The sequence below is a fragment of the Aureimonas sp. CAS genome (assembly GCF_059838215.1).
Window position 1 is genome coordinate 355,840 of sequence record NZ_CM187563.1, and the last position, 17,529, is coordinate 373,368.

Sequence of the window (17,529 nt, forward strand, 5' to 3'; positions counted from 1 at the left end):
AAGGGTGCGGACTCGAGGGTTCGCAAGAATTGCTGCCGATCGAAGCCGACCGGACTTGCCCGATATGGGCACCTCGCCCCGCCGTTACCATAGGGCTCGCCGAAGCGGAAGCGCGCCCGCCGCGCCGCCACAGGCCCGACACAAGTCTGGCGACTATGCTGGCCGCTGGATCGAGGACGTTCCCGCCGCCTCGCGGGGGCGCGAACCGGCGAGGCTTTGGATGCGGACCATCTTCACGGCGCTTCTCCTGGCGCTCGCGCTGCTCGGACCGAAGAGCGCCGCCGCGCAAGGGGTCGAAGCCGGCTTCCGGCCGTTCCTGGAGAATCAGATCTGGCCGCAGGCGCGCGCGCAAGGCGTCAGCCGCGCGACCTTCGATGCCGCGCTCGGAAACGTCCGCCCGAACCTGCGCCTGCCCGACCTCGTTCTGCCCGGTCAGTCGGCGGGCGTCTCGGAGACCCAGCATCAGGCCGAGTTCCAGAGCCCGCACGCCTACTTCAATTCCATCGACGGCGTCGTCTCGCGCGGCCGCTCGCTGCTCCAGCAGCATGCCGGGCTCCTGCAGCGGATCGAGCAGCGCTACGGCGTTCCGGGGCCGGTCGTCCTCGCGGTCTGGGGCCGCGAATCCGCCTTCGGCTCGGCCTCCATTCCGCACGACGCGTTCGAGGTTCTGGCGACCAAGGCCTATCTGGCCCGGCGCCGGGAGATGTTCACCGCCGAGCTGATCGCGGCGCTGCGCATCGTCGAGGAAGGTCACAAGACGCCATCGCAGATGAAGTCGTCCTGGGCGGGCGCGCTCGGGCAGCCGCAGTTCATGCCGACGAAGTTCCTCGAGCTCGCGGTCGATTTCGATGGCGACGGGCGCAAGGACATCTGGAACTCCGTGCCCGACACGCTCGCCTCGATCGCCAATTATCTGCGCCAGTCCGGCTGGGTGCCGGGCCGCGACTGGGGCTTCGAGGCGAACGTGCCCGACAACGTCTCCTGCACGCTGGAGGGGCCGGACCAGGGACGCCCCATCTCGCAATTCGTGAATGCCGGCGTCACCCGCGTCTCGGGCCGTCCCTTCCCGGCCAACGAGACGAACGCACAGGGCTTCCTGATGATGCCGGCGGGCCGCTACGGCCCGGCCTTCATCGCCACGCCGAACTTCTACGTCATCAAGGAATACAACAATTCCGACCTCTACGCGCTGTTCATCGGCCATGCGGCCGACCGCATGCGCGGCGGCGGCCCCTTCCAGGGCGACTGGGTTCGCGTGGACGGGCTGACGCGCGGTGACGTCGCCCGGATGCAGGAGCGGCTGGTGGCGCAGGGCCGGGACGTCGGCGGCGTGGACGGCTTGCCGGGCTTCAAGACGCGGCGCTCGATCGGCGCGTTCCAAGAGGCGTCCGGGATGTCGGCGACCTGCTGGCCGAGCCGGGAGCTGAAGGGCCGGCTCGGCTGAAGCTTCAGCGCGTTCCGAGGCAGACGATCGGGAGGATCGAGTCCTGCACGTTGGCCGTCGCGTCCGGCACGCTCTGAAGATCGAGCGTTTCGTCGGCGACGCGGTAGTCGATGTCGTTGGCCTGCAGGAACCGCGTCGCGGCGTCCGGGCGGATGGCGAAGTTGATCGACTGCGGGATGTCGCCCGTGAGATCGGCCACGGCGACCGCGTTGAGCTTCGCCGTGACGACGCCGACCACGCGGCCCGCGAGGTCGATGACGGGACCGCCCGAATTGCCGGGCTGAACGGCCGCCGAGATCTGGATGTAGTTCGGGTCGTTCATCAGGCCGAGCAGCGAGGAAATGTTGCCGCGCGTGACGTTCAGGGAATCGGCCAGGATCGAGCGCAGCGGATAGCCGAGCGCCAGGATGTCCTCGCCCAGGCGCGGCTTGCCCTCCACGATCGCCAGCGGCTCGCCCAGATCGACGCCGTCGACCTTCACCAGGGCCAGATCGTTCTCCTCGTCCACCAGAACCTGCGAAGCCGCGCCGTGCTCGCCGACGAGAACGGTCTTGCAGGCATTGGCCACATGGGCGTTCGTCATCAGCCAGCCGTCGTCGGAGACGACGAAGCCCGTGCCCGAACCGTCGAAGCCGGGGGAGGCCTCCTGTTCGCTCGTTCCGCCGGGAACCGCCCGGACCCCGGCCATCTCGGGTCCGGAGAAGGCGAGCGAGAAGGAATCGTCGGGACGCAGACCGGCAACGAGCCCGCCTTCCATCGGCAGCGCGAAGGGCTCGAACGAGTTCGACGCGACCGTGATGTAGGGCGCGAACCGCTCGGCGAGCTGCGGCGGGTAGGACACCGAGAAGCCGCGCAGATCCTGGCCTTCTCCGTCGAAGCGGATGAAGAACTCGCGCCCGTCCTCGAGGCCCGTGAGGATGAAGTGGTCGCCGATGAAGTCCGCGCGCTCGACCGTCTTGGTCGCGCTCTCCTGCGACAGGATCTCGAAGATGTCGGGAAGGCTGTAGCCCTCTTCGTTGAAGCGGACGGTCTCGATCTCGACGCGGCCGTCCGGCGAGCGCCACATCGAGCCGACTTCGGTGCGGCCGACCGAGGAGACCTCGCCGAGCGGCAGGCCGACCCGAACGCCCGTATTGGCATCCTCGTACCATTCGAAGCCGACGGCCTTGACGGCGAGGTCGCTGGCCGCGACGAGCGACTGCAGGAAGCGCTCGTTCATCACGCCGTCCGCCTCGAAGCCGTGGCGGGCCTGGAAATCGCGGATGGCGCGCAGCGTCTCGGCGCCGACGCGGCCGTCGAACGCGCCGGCATAGTCGCCGGTCCAGGCGAGGCGCATCTGCAGCCCCTGCCGGAATTCGACGTCGGTGTGGTCGTTGTAGGCGGAGGCGAGATCGGCGGTTTCCGACACCGAGGCCGGTGCCGAGAAGGCCGGGGCCGGCGCGGAGATCGACAGCGAGGCGCCCGCCGCGAACACGACGGAGGCGGCCAGAATTGCCTTCAGCGAACGCCCCATGATCTCCAAGCCCCTTCCAGTCTTTCGACGAGAGAGGAACGCGGAAGATGCCGATTTGATCCATGCGGCGTTAAGGCTTTGTCAAGAGGTTACGTGCAGCGGTCGCATTTATCTCGAATTTTCCTGTGGGGATCAGCCTTCGCCCGTCCCGGCGGGCGTTCGGTGCTGGATCGCCGCCCCGATCCGATCGAGTTGACCGTCGCGCGGGCGCGGATTACCTGACGGCCATGACGATCAAGCCGCTCATCATCCTTCCCGATCCGATCCTGCGCCAGGTCTCCGCGCCCCTGGAGCGCGTGGACGACGCGGTCCGCCGGCTGGCGGACGACATGCTCGAGACGATGTATGACGCGCCCGGCATCGGTCTCGCCGGGATCCAGATCGGCGAGCCCCTGCGCATCGTCACGATCGACCTCGCGAAGGAGGACGAGGAGAAGCGCCCGCAGGTCTTCCTGAACCCGGAGATCCTGCAACGCTCCGACGAGCCCTCCGTCTACGAGGAAGGCTGCCTCTCGATCCCTGATTACTACGCGGAGGTCGAGCGGCCGGCGACGATCACCGTGCGCTATCTCGATCTGAGCGGAAAGACCCAGGAGATCGAGGCCGACGGCCTTTTGGCCACCTGCCTGCAGCACGAGATCGACCATCTCGACGGCGTTCTCTTCATCGACCACATCTCCAAGCTCAAGCGCGAGATGGTGGTGAAGAAGTTCACCAAGGCGGCCAAGAGGGCGGTGGCCTGACCGCTTCGGCCGGATCGGCGGAGAAGGGCGGGCGATGAGCCTTCGGATCGTCTTCATGGGCACGCCGGCCTTCTCGGTGCCGACGCTCGACGCGCTGGCGCAGGCCGGGCACGAGATCGTCTGCGTCTACACCCAGCCGCCCCGGCCCGCCGGCCGCAGGGGGCTCGCGCCGACGCCCTCTCCGGTCGCCGCGCGCGCGGCCGAGCTGGGCGTCGAGGTGCGTCACCCCGTCTCGCTGAAATCCGCCGAGGAGCAGGACGCCTTCGCCGCGCTGGGCGCGGATGTCGCGATCGTGGTCGCCTACGGCCTGCTTCTGCCTAAGCCGATCCTCAATGCGCCGCGCTTCGGCGCGCTGAACGGCCATGCCTCGCTGCTTCCGCGGTGGCGGGGCGCCGCGCCCATCCAGCGCGCCATCGAGGCGCGCGATGCCGAGACCGGCGTCATGGTGATGCGCATGGAGGAGGGGCTGGACACCGGACCCGTCGCCGTCACGCGCCAGACGCCGATCGGCGAGGCCGAGACGGCGGGCGACCTTCATGACCGGCTGTCGGCCCTTTGCGCCGATGGCATGGTGGAGGCGCTGGCGCAGCTGGAGGCAGGCGCGCTGTCCTTCGAGACGCAGGACGAGATCGCCGCGCGCACGGGGCGCGAGACGCTCTACGCCCGCAAGATCGACAAGGCCGAGACGCGCATCGACTTCTCGCGCGAGGCCAGGGACGTGGCTGCCCGCATCAACGCCTTCTCGCCCTTTCCCGGCGCGTGGACGCAGATGGACTTCGGCGCAGGTCCCGAGCGCGTGAAGCTCCTGCGCGCGGCGCCGGCCGAGGGCTCGGCCGAGCCGGGCACCCCGCTCGAAGGGGGTCGCCTGATCGCCTGCGGCACGGGCTCGGTGCGGCTTCTGGAACTCCAGCGCGCGGGCGGCAGGGCGATGGACGCCGAGACCTTCTTCCGGGGCAGCGCTCCCGTGCCGGGCAGCCGGGCCGGCTGATGCCGCGCTACAAGCTCACCGTCGAATATGACGGCGCGCCCTATTGCGGCTGGCAGCGTCAGGCAAACGGCCTGTCGGTCCAGGGCGCGCTGGAGATCGCGCTGGCGGATTTCGCAGGCGAGCCGGTCACGGTCTTCGGCGCGGGGCGCACCGATGCGGGCGTTCACGCGACGGGGCAGGTGGCCCATGTCGATCTGCCGAAGGAGCGACGCGACGCGACGGTGCGCGACGCTCTGAACGCGCGGCTGCGCGAGGCCGGGGGCGTCGCGATCCTCTCCGCCGAGCGCGTGCCGGACGGGTTCGACGCACGCTTCTCGGCGCGCAAGCGGCATTACCTCTACCGCATCCTCAACCGCCGCCCGCCGCCGACGCTTCTCAAGGGCAAGGTCTGGTGGTGCTGGCGAAGGCTCGACGTCGACGCGATGCACGACGCCGCCCAGCGGCTTCTGGGCACGCACGACTTCACCACCTTCCGCTCCACCCACTGCCAGGCGAAGAACCCGGTGCGGACGCTGGAGAAGCTGGACGTGGTGGCGGCGGGCGACGAGGTGCACATCCACGCCTCGGCGCAGTCCTTCCTGCACAACCAGATCCGCTCGCTGGCCGGGTCGCTGAAACTCGTCGGCGAGCATCGCTGGAGCGCCGACGACCTCGTCGCGGCGCTGGAGGCGAAGGACCGCAAGAGCTGCGGCCCGGTCGCGCCGCCGGACGGTCTTTATCTGACGAGGGTGGACTACGCCGAAGCCCCGTTCGCCGAGGCGAACCAGCGGATGACGAAATCCTCGTAGATCCGCGTCAGGGTCTCAAGATCCTTCAGCGGCACGCGCTCGTCCACCATGTGCATGGTCGAGCCCACGAGGCCGAACTCCACCACCGGGCAGGCGTTCTTGATGAAGCGCGCATCCGACGTGCCGCCGGTCGTCGACATCTCCGGGCGACGTCCGGTCACGGCGTGGATCGCCTCGCCGATCGAGCGGGTCAGGTCGCCTTCGGGCGTGAGGAACGCGTCCGCGTTGGTCGGCAGGCAGGTGAGCTCGACCGTCACGCCGCGCGCGGCCCAGTGCGCCGGAACGACCGTCTCCAGGCGGCGGCGCAGTTCGGCCTCCAGGGTCCGGGCGTTCCAGAGGTCGTTGTGGCGGATGTTGAAGGCGAGGCCGACCTTCGCCGGGATGACGTTGCCGGCGCGGTTGCCCGTATCGACCGTCGTGATCTCCAAATTCGACGGCTGGAAGGACTCGGTGCCGGCGTCGAGCGGTTCGCGTTGCAGTGCCTCCATCACGGCGGGCAGCATCCGCATCGGGTTCGCCGCCCGGTCCGGATAGGCGGCGTGGCCCTGGCGGCCGAAGACCGTCACCGTGCCCGACAGGGAGCCTCTGCGGCCGACCTTCACCATGTCGCCCATCGCTTTGGCGCTGGTCGGCTCGCCGACGACGCAGGCGTCGAAGCGGTGGCCGCGCCCGATGGCATGGTCCAGAAGCTTGACCGTGCCGTTCAGCGCCGGCCCCTCCTCGTCGCCGGTGATGAGAAGGGACACCCGGCCCTCGGGCAGCGCGTCGCGGGACGCAAGGCGCGCGATCGCGGCGACGAAGCAGGCGATCCCGCCCTTCATGTCCACCGCGCCGCGCCCGTAGATCTCACCGTTCTCGATCGCCGCGGAGAAGGGCGAATGGCGCCACGCGGCCTCGTCGCCGGGCGGTACGACGTCCGTGTGGCCGGCGAAGGCGAGGTGAGGGCCGCTCGCGCCCCGCACCGCCAGAAGGTTTTCCACATCCGGCGTGCCGGCCTGACGGAAGACCGGGCGCTCGACGGCAAAGCCGAGCGGCTCCAGCATCGCCTGCAGCGAAGACAGCGCGCCGCCTTCGTCCGGCGTCACGGACGGGCAGCGGATGAGGGACGCGAGGTTTTCGACGGGATCGGTGGGGAGCTGTGTCATGCCGTCCTGATAGCCCCGCACCGGGGCACGCGCCAAGCGCGTTTGGACGCCTCGTAAACCTGTTCGAAAGGTTTCGAGAATCGCCCCGGGCTGGATCGTGCCCCGCCCGTGCCTTCTTTTGGCCCCGTTTCGCGCCGATCCCATGCGCCGGGATCAACGGCGCGGGGGCCGATACATGCTTTCCACGATGGCCGGTTCGAAGGCATCCGGCGTCCAGCGACGCGCGTGTCAGGCTCTGGCTATCATGGCGGTACCCATCCTCCTCTCGGGCTGCGTGTCGGGCCAGTCGCAGGGCATGGCGAACTTCGCCCAGACCGCGGCGGAAGAGGAGGTCGCCGCGAAGGAAGCGGCCGAGGCCGAAGCGGCGGTGAATTCGGAGGCGACGACCACCGCTCTCGCCCCCATCCGCCGCGAGAACGGCACGATCTCGGGCTCCAAGGCCATCGACCAGATGATCGCCCAGGCCGCCGACGCCAACAACATTCCGCGCGACCTCGCCTTTGGCGTCGTCCATGTCGAATCGACCTACAATCCGCGCGCCCGCGGCCGCGGCGTCTACGGCCTGTCGCAGATCATGCCGTCCACCGCGCGCTCCATGGGCTTCTCCGGCTCGGCCGAGGACCTTCTGGAGCCGGCCACCAATCTTCGCTACGGCATGCGCTATCTGGCGGGCGCCTGGGAGAAGGGCGGCCGGGACGTCTGCCGCGCCTCGATGAAGTACAAGGGCGGGCACCGCGCGACGACGATGACGCGCTCGGCCGCCGCCTATTGTGGCCGCGTGCGCCAGCACATGGCGCGCATCGCCGGCAACCCGATCCTTTCCGGAGCCCCGGTGCAGCTCGCCGTGAACGCCCCGGCGACCACCGTCGCGCCGGGCGCGACGCCGTCAGAGAGCGCGGCTTCGACGCAGGTCGCCTCGGCCCCTGCCGCCGCGCAAGCGGAGCGCTCCGTCGTGGCCGCGGCGCTGGCGCCGAACCCCTCTTCGTCGAACGCCGCGAGCGCCGCGATCGAGGCCGGTCGGTCTCAGGCCGAACGGGCCGTCGCCCAGCCGAGCGCCCGTCCCGAAAGCGCCCGTCCTGAAAGCGCCCGTCCCGAAAGCGCTGGGCCCGAAACGGAGGCGAAGCCGTCGCCTGCCGTCGCGGAGGTCGCGGCCGCTCCGCAGGTCGAGCCGACGCTCTCGCTTTCCGCCGAGCCGCCGGCTGCAGCGCCTGAGGCCTTCTCCGAACCCGATTCCGCGCGCTTCGGCGGCTGATCCGCCGCTCGCCGCGAGACCGTCACCCGGACATGAAGAAGGCCGGCGGATCGCTCCGCCGGCCTTCTTCATGTGATGGCATGGAAGTGAGGAGGCTCAGAACTCCTCCCAGCCGTCCGCCTGTTCCTCGACCTTGCGCGCCGCGCCGCCCGAACCGGTCGTGCGCATCTGCGCCACCGGCCGTGGCGTGCTCGCGCGGGCCGGCGAGGGGCGGGTGCCCGAGCGCCGCGCCTGCGCCGCATGGCCCGTGGTCGCCGCCAGCTTGAAGCCCTCGATCAGTGAGGCGAGCGTGTCCGTCTCGTCGGCCAGCGCCTGGGCGGCCGCCGTCGCCTCCTCCACCATCGCCGCGTTCTGCTGCGTGACCTTGTCCATCTGGTCGGCGGCCGTCGAGACCTCCTTCAGCGACATGGCCTGCTCGCGCGCCGAGCGGGCGATCGCCGCCACCGTCGAGCTCATCGCGGTCACCTGCGCGACGATCTCCTCCAGGCTCCGGCCGGAGGCCGAGACCAGCTCGACGCCGTCCTCGACCTGCCCGCGCGAGGTCGAGATCAGGTTCTTGATCTCCTTGGCCGCCTCCGCCGAGCGCTGGGCGAGACCCCGCACCTCCTGCGCCACCACGGCGAAGCCCCGGCCCGCCTCGCCGGCGCGCGCCGCCTCCACGCCCGCGTTCAAGGCGAGGAGGTTCGTCTGGAAGGCGATCTCGTCGATGACGCCGATGATCTTGCCGATCTGCTCGGAGGACTGCTCGATCGCCTGCATGGCGAGGACGGCCTTGCCGACGATCTCGCCGCCGCGCTCGGCGCCCAGACGCGTCGTCTCCGCCGCCTGCTGGGCCTCTGCCGCGCCCCTGGCGGTCTCGTCGATGCCGCGCGTCACCTCCGAGAGCGCCGCGACGGTCTGTTCCAGGCTCGCCGCCTGCTGCTCGGTGCGCTGCGCCAGATCGTTGGAGGCGACGTTGATCTCCGACAGGCCGTTGCGGATCGTGCCGATGGAGGTGACGACCGAGCCGAAGGTGGCCTCCAGGCGCTCCACCGTCGTGTTGAAGCGCCGGCGGATCGGCTCGTACTCCTCGGCGACCGCCTCGCTCATGCGCACCGTCAGATCGCCGGCCGCAAGGCCCTCGAAGCCGGTGTCGATGCCGTGGACGAAGCCTTCCAGCTCCTCTGCCTTGCGCCGGTCGGCCACGGCCTGCCGGTCGCGCGCGGCGGTCTCGCGCTCGCGCATCGCGGCCGCTTCCGCCTCCAGACGCTCCTGCTCGATCGCCGCTTCCTTGAAGCTCTGCACGGCCTTGGCCATCTGGCCGATCTCGTCGCGCTTGCCCACGCCCTCGATCTCGACCGACTTGTCGCCGCCCGCCAGACGGTTCATCTGACCCGTCATCGTATTGATCGGACGCGTGATCGAGCGCGCGACCGGCCATGCGGCGAGAAGCAGAAGCAGCAGCAGCGCGCCGCCCGCGAGCGCGGCACTCTTCGCAGCGACGAGGAAGTTGGCGTAGAGGTCGTCGATGTAGAGGCCGGCCGCGATCGTCCATCCCCAGGGCTGGAAGAGATTGGAGTAGGCGAGCTTCGGGATTTCGTCGCCGCCGGAAAGGCGCGCGCGATAGTAGGTCGTGAACCCGCCGCCGGCATTCGCCCGCTCGATCATCTCGCGGACCTGGAAGGTGCCGCGCGTGTCCTGCGTGTCCCAGCCGCTCTTGCCTTCGAGCGCCGGGTCGGCATGCGTCACGCGCACGCCGTCCGGCTGGTACATGAAGATGTAGTCGTTGTCGCCGTAGCGGACGGGGCGGATCGCCTCGCGCGCCCGTATCTGCGCCTCCTCGACCGACATGGCGCCGCGCTGCGCCTCACCGTGGAAATAGGCCAGGATGCTCTGGGCGGCCTCGACCTGCGTGACGAGCGCGTTCTGCCGCTCGCTGTACATCGCGGAGTAGAGGATCTTCAGCTGGAAGCCCATCGCGACGAGGGTGAGGACAGCCGCGATCGCGATCAGTCCGAACAGCTTCCGGGAAATCGTCAAGTTCATGACACGTTCGAGCACCAGAGAAATCGGAGCTCGAACTTGCGGTTGCATTTGTATATTTTCTGTTCAGATGCCGCCGACAAAAACGGCGAAATCTGGACACAGCCACGCATCGAACGAAAAAGAACGCTCCTCGCGTCAGTTCCGCAGGAGGTCGTTGATCGAGGTCTTGGAGCGGGTGCGCTCGTCGACCCGCTTCACGATGACCGCGCAGTAGAGCGACGGGCCGGGCTCGCCGTTGCCCATCGGCTTGCCGGGCAGGGCGCCCGCCACGACGACGGAATAGGGCGGAACCTCGCCATAGGTGATCGAGCCGGTCTCGCGATCGACGATCTTGGTCGACTGGCCGAGGAAGACGCCCATGCCGAGGACAGAGCCCTCTCGCACGATCACGCCCTCCACGACCTCGGAGCGGGCGCCGACGAAGCAATTGTCCTCGATGATGGTCGGGCCGGCCTGCAGCGGCTCCAGGACGCCGCCGATGCCGACGCCGCCCGACAGATGCACGTTCGCGCCGATCTGCGCGCAGGAGCCGACCGTCGCCCAGGTGTCCACCATCGTGCCCTCGCCGACATAGGCGCCGAGATTGACGAAGGAGGGCATCAGGATCGCGCCCTTGGCCACGAAGGCGGAGCGGCGGACGACTGCGTTCGGCACGGCGCGGAAGCCCGCATGCCGGAATTCCGCCTCACCCCAGCCCTCGAACTTGGAGGGCACCTTGTCCCACCAGGTCGCGCCGCCCGGACCGCCTTCGACGATGGTCATGTCGTTGAGGCGGAAGGAGAGGAGAACGGCCTTCTTGAGCCACTGGTTCACGGTCCAGCTGCCGTCGGCCCCGCGTTCGGCGACGCGGCGCTCGCCGCGGTCGAGAAGGGCGAGCGCGGCGTCCACGGCCTCGCGCACCTCACCGGTCGTCGACGCGTTCACGCCGTCGCGCGCCTCGAAGGCGGCTTCGATGGTCGTCTCGAGGCTCGAATGGTCGGTCATCGCGGCAGCTCTCTCCTGAAATCCGTCGAGGGCGGGATAGGGGAGGGAGCGGCCCGCCGTCAATCGCAAGCCGCCGGAACCGCCCACTCGGGCGCCCGTTCCCCAATCTGAAGCCGAAAGGAACAGGACATGTCAGGATTCGACACCGATCCGAAGATGATGCGGGGCCAGCAGGACAAGGACACGCCCGAGACCATCGAGGCGGACGAGCGCGCCGCGAAGACCGGCCGCAGCGATCTCGACGCGGCCTCGCGCCGCGACCGCGAGGCCGCCAAGGTTCCCGAGGGCGAGGATGCGGCCAGCGCCAACGAGACGATGGACGACGTCTTCAACGAGAACCGCGCCGCCGCCGGGTCGGGCCGGACCGCCGACCGAATGATGGAGGATGCGGCGACCGACGGCTCCGCCTCGCTGGCGCAGACGGACCGCTCGCTTCTCGGCCGCTGAGTCCCGCCGTCAGTCGCCGCGGATGCGGCGCAGGAAGCCGGAGAGGCTGTCGGTGACGAAGTCGATATGCTCGCCCTCGCGCCCTTCGTGCTCCCAGGCGTCGCCGAGCGCCGTCTCGAAATTCTCCGGCACGACGAGGACGGTGCGCATGCCGAGGCGCTTGGGCACCTCCAGGTTCCGGGCCAGATCCTCGAACATGGCCGCGTGGGTCGTGTCGATGCGGTGCAGGCCCATGAACTTGTCGTAGGTCTCGGCCGCCGGCTTCGGGATCAGCCCGGCCGCAACGATGTCGAACACGTCCTCGAAATGATCGAGGATGCCGAGCGCGCGCGCCGTACGCTCCGCATGGCCCCGGTCGCCATTGGTGAAGATGAACTTGCGGCCGGGAAGCGCCTTGATCTCCTCGCCGAGCGCCGGATCGGGACGGATGCCCGAATAGTCGATGTCGTGGACGTAGTTCAGGAACGCGTCCGGATCGACGTCGTGAACCGTCATCAGCCCGCGCAGCGTCGTGCCGTGGTCGCGATAGAACTGCTTCTGGACGACGCGCGCCTCGTCGCGCTCGAGCTTCAGGAGCTCGCCGACGAAGCTCGTCATGCGGCTGTCGATCTGCGCGAAGAGGTTCGTCTTGCGCGGATAGAGCGTGTTGTCGAGGTCGAACACCCAGTCGCGCACATGCGCGAAATCGGCGGGAGTCGCCTCGGCGGTGCGGCGGATGGTGGTGGCGGTCGGTGTCATGGCTCCGTTCGACAGGCTCGCGCTTACGGGGTCAAGCCCCGCAGGGCTCGTCCCCGTCTTTACGCGGGACGTACGGTGCTCAGTAGGCGAACTGGAACCGGCCGGTGACGGCATGGACCCGGTCGCCATCGTTCGGGCCGGAGGTGGCCTGCGTGTAGGAATAGTCCGCCGTCAGCATGAAGCGCTTGGTGAGATAGAGATTGGCGACCGCCGAAAGGCCGAACTGCGTGCCGCCCTCCGGCCCGAGGTCGGACAGGTCGAGATAGTCGGCCCGCGCACCGATCTCGAAGGCGCCGAACCCGCCCTCGTCGATCGGGTTGATCGGAACGACGCGGCCGAAGGTGCCGGCCTGACGGTCGTAGCCGCGCCGTTCTCCGGTGACGAAATAGGTGGTGTAGAGATAGCCGCCGTGGCCGAAACCGGACAGGCCCGGCGCGTGGACATGGATGCCGGTCAGCTCGCCCTGGAAAGAGAGCGAGCCGATCGAGCGCGCCGCCTCCAGATTGGCGCGCACCAGCGTGTCCGCGCCGTCGAAGGTGGGGCTCGCCGCCAGCGTGCGCGAGGTCAGCGAGGAGTTCGCGTTGCCGCCGAAGGAGAAGGAGCGGTCGATGTCGCCGCGCACCGAGATCGCAGCGCCCAGATGCAGGAGGTCATCGACCCGCTGCGTGCCGACGCCATCGTCCGCCGCGTCGCCGCCGGGGGTGATCTCGCTCTCGCGGTAGATCGGCGCCCAGGTCGCGCGGCCGGTGACCGCGATGCCGTTGTCGCGGACCGAATTGTTGAGGTCGCCGCCGAAGACGCCGAGCGCCAGCGAGTGGTCGTCCCCGCCGTATCGGATTTGTGCGCCGACGTTGTCGCCGGTGCCGAGCGTGGCGCTCTGGCCCGCCTCCGCGAAGGGAAGGAAACGCGAACCGGACAGATCCTGCAGCGAGAAGGGCTCGTCCTGCTGGCCGAACTGATAGGTCAGACGGTCATTGGGCTCGTAGGTGACGAAGGCGTAGCGGATGGGGAAGTCGTCGTTTTCCAGATCGAAGGCGAGCGTTCCGCCGAAATGGTCGTAGGCGCCGTAGAGATAGAGGCGCGCCAGACGCAGCCCCTCGGAGAAGCCGCTCCCGCCGCCTGGCTCCGGCGAGACGTAGCCCCCGTCGAGCTGGATGAAGGGCGCGATCGTGATGTTCCGGTCGGACGCGCCGAAGCGCAGGATCTGTTCGTCCTGCGGGAAGAGATCGCTGTCGTCGCCCGCGGACTGGGCCAAGGCCGCGTGAGGGATGCAGATCGTCGCGAAGGCGAGGAGAGCGCCGGAGGCGGCGCAAAGGGAAAAGGGCATCAAGAGGGTTCACCGGTCGAGGGATGGGAGGGCGGTTGCTCTCCCTCTCGCTCGCACGGTTTTGGCCGCGGTGACGTGCCTTCTGGGGCACGGCGCCGGAGGAAAGCCGCCGTAATCGCAGCTCGTTTCTTCGCCGGCTTTCTGTCACCCATCCTTACGGAACGATCAGCGTGCCCGCGCCGTGCTCGGTCAGGAGCTCCAGAAGGACCGCGTGGAGCACCTTGCCGTTCAGGATGACGACGCCCGCAACGCCGCGCTCGATCGCCTCGATGCAGGTCTCGACCTTCGGAATCATGCCGCCGGAGATCGTGCCGTCGGCGATCAGGGCGCGCGCCTGGGCCACCGACAGCTCCTTGATGAGCTGCTTGTCCTTGTCGAGGACGCCGTCGACGTCGGTCAGGAACAGGAGGCGCTCGGCCCCGAGCGCGCCGGCGATGGCGCCCGCGAAGGTGTCGGCGTTGATGTTGTAGGTCGCCCCGTCGCGCCCGGGCGCCACCGGCGCGATGACCGGGATCATCTCAGAACGGGCCAGGAGGTCGAGGAGCGTGCGGTCCACCTCCACCGGCTCTCCGACGAAGCCGAGGTCGAGAACGCGCTCGATGTTGGAATCGGGATCGCGGACGGTCTTCTTCGCCTTCTCGGCGAAGACCATGTTGCCGTCCTTGCCGCAGAGGCCGATCGCCCATTCGCCCTCGGCGTTGATGAGCGCGACGATCTCCTTGTTGATCGACCCGGCGAGAACCATCTCGACGATCTCGACCGTCTTCTCGTCCGTGACCCGCAGGCCGCCCTCGAAGCGGCTTTCGAGGCCCATCTTCTGGAGCATGGCCGCGATCTGCGGGCCGCCCCCATGAACGACGATCGGGTTGATGCCCGACTGCTTCAGCAGCGCGATGTCGCGCGCGAAGGCCCGGCCGAGTTCGGGATTGCCCATGGCGTGGCCGCCATATTTCACGACCACCGACTTGTTCTCGTAGACCTGCATGAAGGGCAGGGCTTCGGCGAGAAGTGTCGCGCGCTTTTCGTTGTCCTCGACCGAACGGACCATCATAAACTCCTCGCGTTCCCGGCGAGTGGGGTCATAGAGCATCGGTCCGACGGTTTGAAGACGACCGCGAAGCAAGAGCTCGTTCACCATGTTCCACGTGTTTGGAGAGCATTTTAGCTGATTCATTTACCTCCCGGTTGCGATCCTTTCGGCTCTGCGGCCGAACCCGTCGCCGGCCTTATCCTCGCGACGGCTTTCGAAGGCTCGAAGGCCCGTGTTCCGGATCGCGCGTCTCGCCCTCTGCCTCGGTCTGATCGGCGCTCCGGCCGGAAGCGCTTACGCGGGAGCCTGGACGCTGGAGCGGGGGACCGGCATCGCGATCCTCGACCTCGCGCGTCTTGGAGCCGACCGGCGTCTCGGGGCGGATCGCCGAAGCGCCGCAGCCCCCGACTTCGGCAAGGCTGAAGGCCGCGTCCTCGTCGAGTACGGGCTGACGGACGCCGTGACGCTCCGCATGCGCGGGGCCTTCGAGACCTGGCGGCAGGATGGAGCCTCCCCCTCGTCGTGGCGCGGGATCGCCGTCGGGGAAGCCGGCGCGAGGGCGAAGGTCTTCGAAGGCGGGCGCTTCATCGGTTCGCTCGAGGGCTCGCTGCGCGTGGTCGAGCCGCAGGCGGACGCCGCCGCCGAGTTCGAGATGCGGGCGCTCGGGGGCGCGAGCTTCGAGCTTCTCGATCGCCCGGCCTTCGTCGATGCACAGCTCGGCTACCGCTTCCGGCCCGACGCCGTGTCGGACGAGGCGCTGATCGATCTGACGGTCGGCATCCGCCCGGCGGATCGCACGCTTCTCCTCCTCCAGAGCTTTTCCACCGTTGCGACGACACCGACCGAGGACGGCCGGCCCGCCTACGATCATCACAAGCTTCAGGGCAGCGCGGTCTTCGACGTGACGCGCCGCTGGTCGCTGCAGGTCGGCGGAGGGCGAACGATCGCCGGCTCGAACGCGCTTCGCGAGCGCTCCGCCTTCGCCTCCGTGTGGCTGCGCTTCTGAGAAGCGCTTGCGCCGCGTGACATTTCTTTGAATACAGGAGACGGACGAAGTGACGGGAGGCTCATCGACCCATGCTGACGGTGCTCGACGATCTGGAGCGGCGGCGCGGCCAAGCGCGGCTGGGGGGCGGCGAGAAGCGCATCGCGGCCCAGCATGCCAAGGGCAAGCTGACGGCGCGCGAGCGGATCGAGATCCTGCTGGACAAGGGCTCCTTCGAGGAGTTCGGCATGTTCGTGCAGCACCGCTCCCATGATTTCGGCATGGAGAAGCAGACCATTCCGGGCGACGGCGTCGTCACGGGATGGGGAACGGTCAACGGACGCACCGTCTTCGTCTTCGCCAAGGACTTCACCGTCTTCGGCGGGTCGCTTTCCGAGGCCCATGCCGAGAAGGTTCAGAAGATTCAGGACATGGCGCTGCGCGCCAGGGCCCCGATCGTCGGCCTCTACGATGCGGGCGGCGCGCGCATCCAGGAGGGCGTCGCGGCGCTCGGCGGCTATGCGGAAATCTTCCGCCGCAATGTCGAGGCCTCCGGAGTCATCCCGCAGATTTCCGTCATCATGGGCCCTTGCGCGGGCGGCGACGTCTATTCGCCGGCCATGACGGACTTCATCTTCATGGTCCGCGACACGAGCTACATGTTCGTGACCGGACCGGACGTGGTGAAGACGGTGACGAACGAGACCGTCTCGTCGGAGGATCTCGGCGGCGCGCGCATCCACACGACCAAATCCTCCATCGCCGACGGCGCCTATGACAACGACGTCGAGGCGCTGCTCGACGTTCGCCGCTTCATCGACTTCCTGCCGCTGAACAACCAGTCCGGCGTGCCGGAATGGCCGACGCAGGACCCGGCGAACCGCGAGGAGCCCTCGCTCGACACGCTGGTGCCGCCCTCCGCGACCAAGCCCTACGACATCAAGGAACTGATCGCGAAGCTCGCCGACGAGGGCGACGTCTTCGAGATCCAGGAGGCCTTCGCCAGGAACATCGTCACCGCCTTCGTGCGCATCGACGGGCGCACGGTCGGCGTCGTCGCCAACCAGCCGATGGTGCTCGCCGGGGTTCTCGACTCGGACGCCTCCCGCAAGGGCGCGCGCTTCGTGCGCTTCTGCGACGCCTTCGAGATCCCGATCGTGACGCTGGTGGACGTGCCCGGCTTCCTTCCGGGCACGGCTCAGGAATATGGCGGCCTCATCAAGCATGGCGCGAAGCTGCTCTTCGCCTACAGCCAGGCGACCGTGCCGCTCATCACCATCATCACGCGAAAGGCTTATGGCGGGGCCTACGACGTGATGGCGTCCAAGCACATCGGCGCGGACGTGAACTACGCCTGGCCCTCCGCCCAGATCGCGGTGATGGGCGCCAAGGGCGCGGTCGAGATCATCTTCCGGGGCGGCGACGCGCAGACCATCGCGCGCCAGACGAAGGAGTACGAGGACCGGTTCATGTCGCCCTTCGTCGCGGCCGAGCGCGGCTATGTGGACGAGGTCATCATGCCGCACTCCACGCGCCGCCGCGTCGCGCGCGCGCTTGCCATGCTGCGGGCCAAGACGAGCGAGACGCCCTGGCGCAAGCACGACAACATCCCGCTGTGACCGGATGCCGAAAGTCTTCGAGTGGAAGGGGTGGCGCTTCGTGTTCTACAGTCTGGACGGCATGGAACCACCGCATATCCACGCCCTGAAGGACGGCAGGGAAGCGAAATTCTGGCTGGCGGATTGCTCGTTGGCACGCAGCCGTCGGTGTTCCAAGGTCGATCTTCGAGGATTGGAGCAGGTCGTCGAAGAATAACGCGAGGTCTTTCTGGAGAGATGGCGTGAGCATTTTGGAGATTGACCATTCGCTTATCGAGCCCGTGTCGGCCCACTGCACGGACGAGGATGTCGTCGTGACGCTTGCCGATGGCGCCAGGATCGTCACCCCCCTTTGGTGGTACCCGACGCTCCTGCGCGCGACGGACGACCAGAGGAATGCGATCGAGCTTTCTCCCTTTGGCGTCCACTGGCCGGAGATCGACGAAGACCTCAGCATCGAAGGCATGTTGAAGGGCCGAAAGGCCACGAACGCCATCCCGCCCGCGCAAGCCGCCGAGTGAA

General features: G+C 68.6%; 17 protein-coding genes. 10 read left to right on the top strand and 7 right to left on the bottom strand.

Translation table 11 applies throughout. The annotated features are described in order from the left end of the window. Window positions 1-220: 220 nt before the first annotated feature. Window positions 221-1,444, top strand: coding sequence for a lytic murein transglycosylase (locus tag AC6R2M_RS01725; RefSeq protein WP_500484885.1), 1,224 nt, complete (start codon window positions 221-223; stop codon window positions 1,442-1,444). Between the two features lie 4 nt (window positions 1,445-1,448). Here AC6R2M_RS01725 and AC6R2M_RS01730 read toward each other — a convergent pair whose 3' ends face one another. Beyond that, window positions 1,449-2,957 carry a trypsin-like peptidase domain-containing protein gene (locus tag AC6R2M_RS01730; protein ID WP_500487451.1) on the bottom strand — a complete coding sequence of 503 codons (1,509 nt, stop codon included), beginning with the start codon at window positions 2,955-2,957 and terminating at the stop codon, window positions 1,449-1,451. Window positions 2,958-3,184: 227 nt separating this feature from the next. On the opposite strand from AC6R2M_RS01730, the gene def reads away from it, so the two are divergent. The 3 genes from def to truA are packed head-to-tail and all read left to right on the top strand — an operon-like array spanning window position 3,185 to window position 5,476. Beyond that, window positions 3,185-3,700, top strand: coding sequence for a peptide deformylase (gene def / locus AC6R2M_RS01735; RefSeq protein ID WP_500484887.1), 516 nt, complete (start codon window positions 3,185-3,187; stop codon window positions 3,698-3,700). Between the two features lie 34 nt (window positions 3,701-3,734). Continuing rightward, window positions 3,735-4,688, top strand: a complete 954-nt coding sequence (gene fmt / locus AC6R2M_RS01740; protein WP_500484889.1) for a methionyl-tRNA formyltransferase — start codon at window positions 3,735-3,737, stop codon at window positions 4,686-4,688. Next, a complete protein-coding gene (gene truA, locus AC6R2M_RS01745) occupies window positions 4,688-5,476 on the top strand; it encodes a tRNA pseudouridine(38-40) synthase TruA (RefSeq protein ID WP_500484891.1) in 789 nt (262 codons plus the stop codon). Before fmt ends, truA begins: the two co-directional genes overlap by 1 nt. Here the strand turns inward: truA and dapE are convergent. Beyond that, window positions 5,422-6,621 (bottom strand): succinyl-diaminopimelate desuccinylase, encoded by a 1,200-nt coding sequence (gene dapE, locus AC6R2M_RS01750; RefSeq protein WP_500484893.1) that lies wholly within the window; start codon window positions 6,619-6,621, stop codon window positions 5,422-5,424. The two genes, truA and dapE, sit on opposite strands and share 55 nt — an antisense overlap. A 244-nt stretch (window positions 6,622-6,865) precedes the next feature. Here dapE and AC6R2M_RS01755 point away from each other — a divergent pair, with 244 nt between their 5' ends. Further along, on the top strand, window positions 6,866-7,873 hold the full coding sequence (locus tag AC6R2M_RS01755; protein ID WP_500484895.1) for a lytic transglycosylase domain-containing protein: 1,008 nt from the start codon (window positions 6,866-6,868) through the stop codon (window positions 7,871-7,873). Window positions 7,874-7,969: 96 nt separating this feature from the next. Here AC6R2M_RS01755 and AC6R2M_RS01760 read toward each other — a convergent pair whose 3' ends face one another. Together AC6R2M_RS01760 and dapD are read right to left on the bottom strand one after the other, a co-directional pair. After that, a complete protein-coding gene (locus AC6R2M_RS01760) occupies window positions 7,970-9,898 on the bottom strand; it encodes a methyl-accepting chemotaxis protein (protein WP_500484897.1) in 1,929 nt (642 codons plus the stop codon). A gap of 135 nt (window positions 9,899-10,033) precedes the next feature. Further along, the gene (gene dapD / locus AC6R2M_RS01765) at window positions 10,034-10,882 is read right to left on the bottom strand and encodes a 2,3,4,5-tetrahydropyridine-2,6-dicarboxylate N-succinyltransferase (protein WP_500484899.1); all 849 of its coding nucleotides are present in this window, start codon (window positions 10,880-10,882) and stop codon (window positions 10,034-10,036) included. Window positions 10,883-11,011: 129 nt separating this feature from the next. Here dapD and AC6R2M_RS01770 point away from each other — a divergent pair, with 129 nt between their 5' ends. Beyond that, window positions 11,012-11,329, top strand: coding sequence for a hypothetical protein (locus AC6R2M_RS01770; protein WP_500484901.1), 318 nt, complete (start codon window positions 11,012-11,014; stop codon window positions 11,327-11,329). A 9-nt stretch (window positions 11,330-11,338) separates the two neighbouring features. On the opposite strand, the gene AC6R2M_RS01775 is transcribed toward AC6R2M_RS01770, so the two are convergent. The 3 genes from AC6R2M_RS01775 to argB form a co-directional block, all read right to left on the bottom strand. Continuing rightward, the gene (locus AC6R2M_RS01775) at window positions 11,339-12,067 is read right to left on the bottom strand and encodes a pyrimidine 5'-nucleotidase (protein ID WP_500484903.1); all 729 of its coding nucleotides are present in this window, start codon (window positions 12,065-12,067) and stop codon (window positions 11,339-11,341) included. A gap of 79 nt (window positions 12,068-12,146) precedes the next feature. Next, a complete protein-coding gene (locus AC6R2M_RS01780) occupies window positions 12,147-13,394 on the bottom strand; it encodes an OprO/OprP family phosphate-selective porin (RefSeq protein WP_500484905.1) in 1,248 nt (415 codons plus the stop codon). 154 nt (window positions 13,395-13,548) lie between these two features. Further along, window positions 13,549-14,442, bottom strand: coding sequence for an acetylglutamate kinase (argB, locus tag AC6R2M_RS01785; protein ID WP_500484907.1), 894 nt, complete (start codon window positions 14,440-14,442; stop codon window positions 13,549-13,551). Between the two features lie 214 nt (window positions 14,443-14,656). On the opposite strand from argB, the gene AC6R2M_RS01790 reads away from it, so the two are divergent. From AC6R2M_RS01790 to AC6R2M_RS01805, 4 genes are all read left to right on the top strand, one after another. Beyond that, window positions 14,657-15,430 carry a hypothetical protein gene (locus tag AC6R2M_RS01790; protein ID WP_500484909.1) on the top strand — a complete coding sequence of 258 codons (774 nt, stop codon included), beginning with the start codon at window positions 14,657-14,659 and terminating at the stop codon, window positions 15,428-15,430. A gap of 71 nt (window positions 15,431-15,501) precedes the next feature. Beyond that, the gene (locus AC6R2M_RS01795) at window positions 15,502-17,028 is read left to right on the top strand and encodes an acyl-CoA carboxylase subunit beta (RefSeq protein WP_500484911.1); all 1,527 of its coding nucleotides are present in this window, start codon (window positions 15,502-15,504) and stop codon (window positions 17,026-17,028) included. A 40-nt stretch (window positions 17,029-17,068) separates the two neighbouring features. Further along, window positions 17,069-17,224: a DUF4160 domain-containing protein gene (locus AC6R2M_RS01800; protein ID WP_500484913.1), complete on the top strand. Its 156-nt coding sequence runs from the start codon at window positions 17,069-17,071 to the stop codon at window positions 17,222-17,224. Window positions 17,225-17,249: 25 nt separating this feature from the next. Further along, window positions 17,250-17,528: a DUF2442 domain-containing protein gene (locus AC6R2M_RS01805; protein ID WP_500484915.1), complete on the top strand. Its 279-nt coding sequence runs from the start codon at window positions 17,250-17,252 to the stop codon at window positions 17,526-17,528. Window position 17,529: the final 1 nt, after the last annotated feature.

Excerpts from the sequence above, each read along its gene's own strand:
- AC6R2M_RS01725 (WP_500484885.1), top strand. The coding sequence starts at position 221 with ATGCGGACCATCTTCACGGCGCTTCTCCTGGCGCTCGCGCTGCTCGGA.
- AC6R2M_RS01730 (WP_500487451.1), bottom strand. The coding sequence starts at position 2,957 with ATGGGGCGTTCGCTGAAGGCAATTCTGGCCGCCTCCGTCGTGTTCGCG.
- def (WP_500484887.1), top strand. The coding sequence starts at position 3,185 with ATGACGATCAAGCCGCTCATCATCCTTCCCGATCCGATCCTGCGCCAG.
- fmt (WP_500484889.1), top strand. The coding sequence starts at position 3,735 with ATGAGCCTTCGGATCGTCTTCATGGGCACGCCGGCCTTCTCGGTGCCG.
- truA (WP_500484891.1), top strand. The coding sequence starts at position 4,688 with ATGCCGCGCTACAAGCTCACCGTCGAATATGACGGCGCGCCCTATTGC.
- dapE (WP_500484893.1), bottom strand. The coding sequence starts at position 6,621 with ATGACACAGCTCCCCACCGATCCCGTCGAAAACCTCGCGTCCCTCATC.
- AC6R2M_RS01755 (WP_500484895.1), top strand. The coding sequence starts at position 6,866 with ATGGCGGTACCCATCCTCCTCTCGGGCTGCGTGTCGGGCCAGTCGCAG.
- AC6R2M_RS01760 (WP_500484897.1), bottom strand. The coding sequence starts at position 9,898 with ATGAACTTGACGATTTCCCGGAAGCTGTTCGGACTGATCGCGATCGCG.
- dapD (WP_500484899.1), bottom strand. The coding sequence starts at position 10,882 with ATGACCGACCATTCGAGCCTCGAGACGACCATCGAAGCCGCCTTCGAG.
- AC6R2M_RS01770 (WP_500484901.1), top strand. The coding sequence starts at position 11,012 with ATGTCAGGATTCGACACCGATCCGAAGATGATGCGGGGCCAGCAGGAC.
- AC6R2M_RS01775 (WP_500484903.1), bottom strand. The coding sequence starts at position 12,067 with ATGACACCGACCGCCACCACCATCCGCCGCACCGCCGAGGCGACTCCC.
- AC6R2M_RS01780 (WP_500484905.1), bottom strand. The coding sequence starts at position 13,394 with ATGCCCTTTTCCCTTTGCGCCGCCTCCGGCGCTCTCCTCGCCTTCGCG.
- argB (WP_500484907.1), bottom strand. The coding sequence starts at position 14,442 with ATGGTCCGTTCGGTCGAGGACAACGAAAAGCGCGCGACACTTCTCGCC.
- AC6R2M_RS01795 (WP_500484911.1), top strand. The coding sequence starts at position 15,502 with ATGCTGACGGTGCTCGACGATCTGGAGCGGCGGCGCGGCCAAGCGCGG.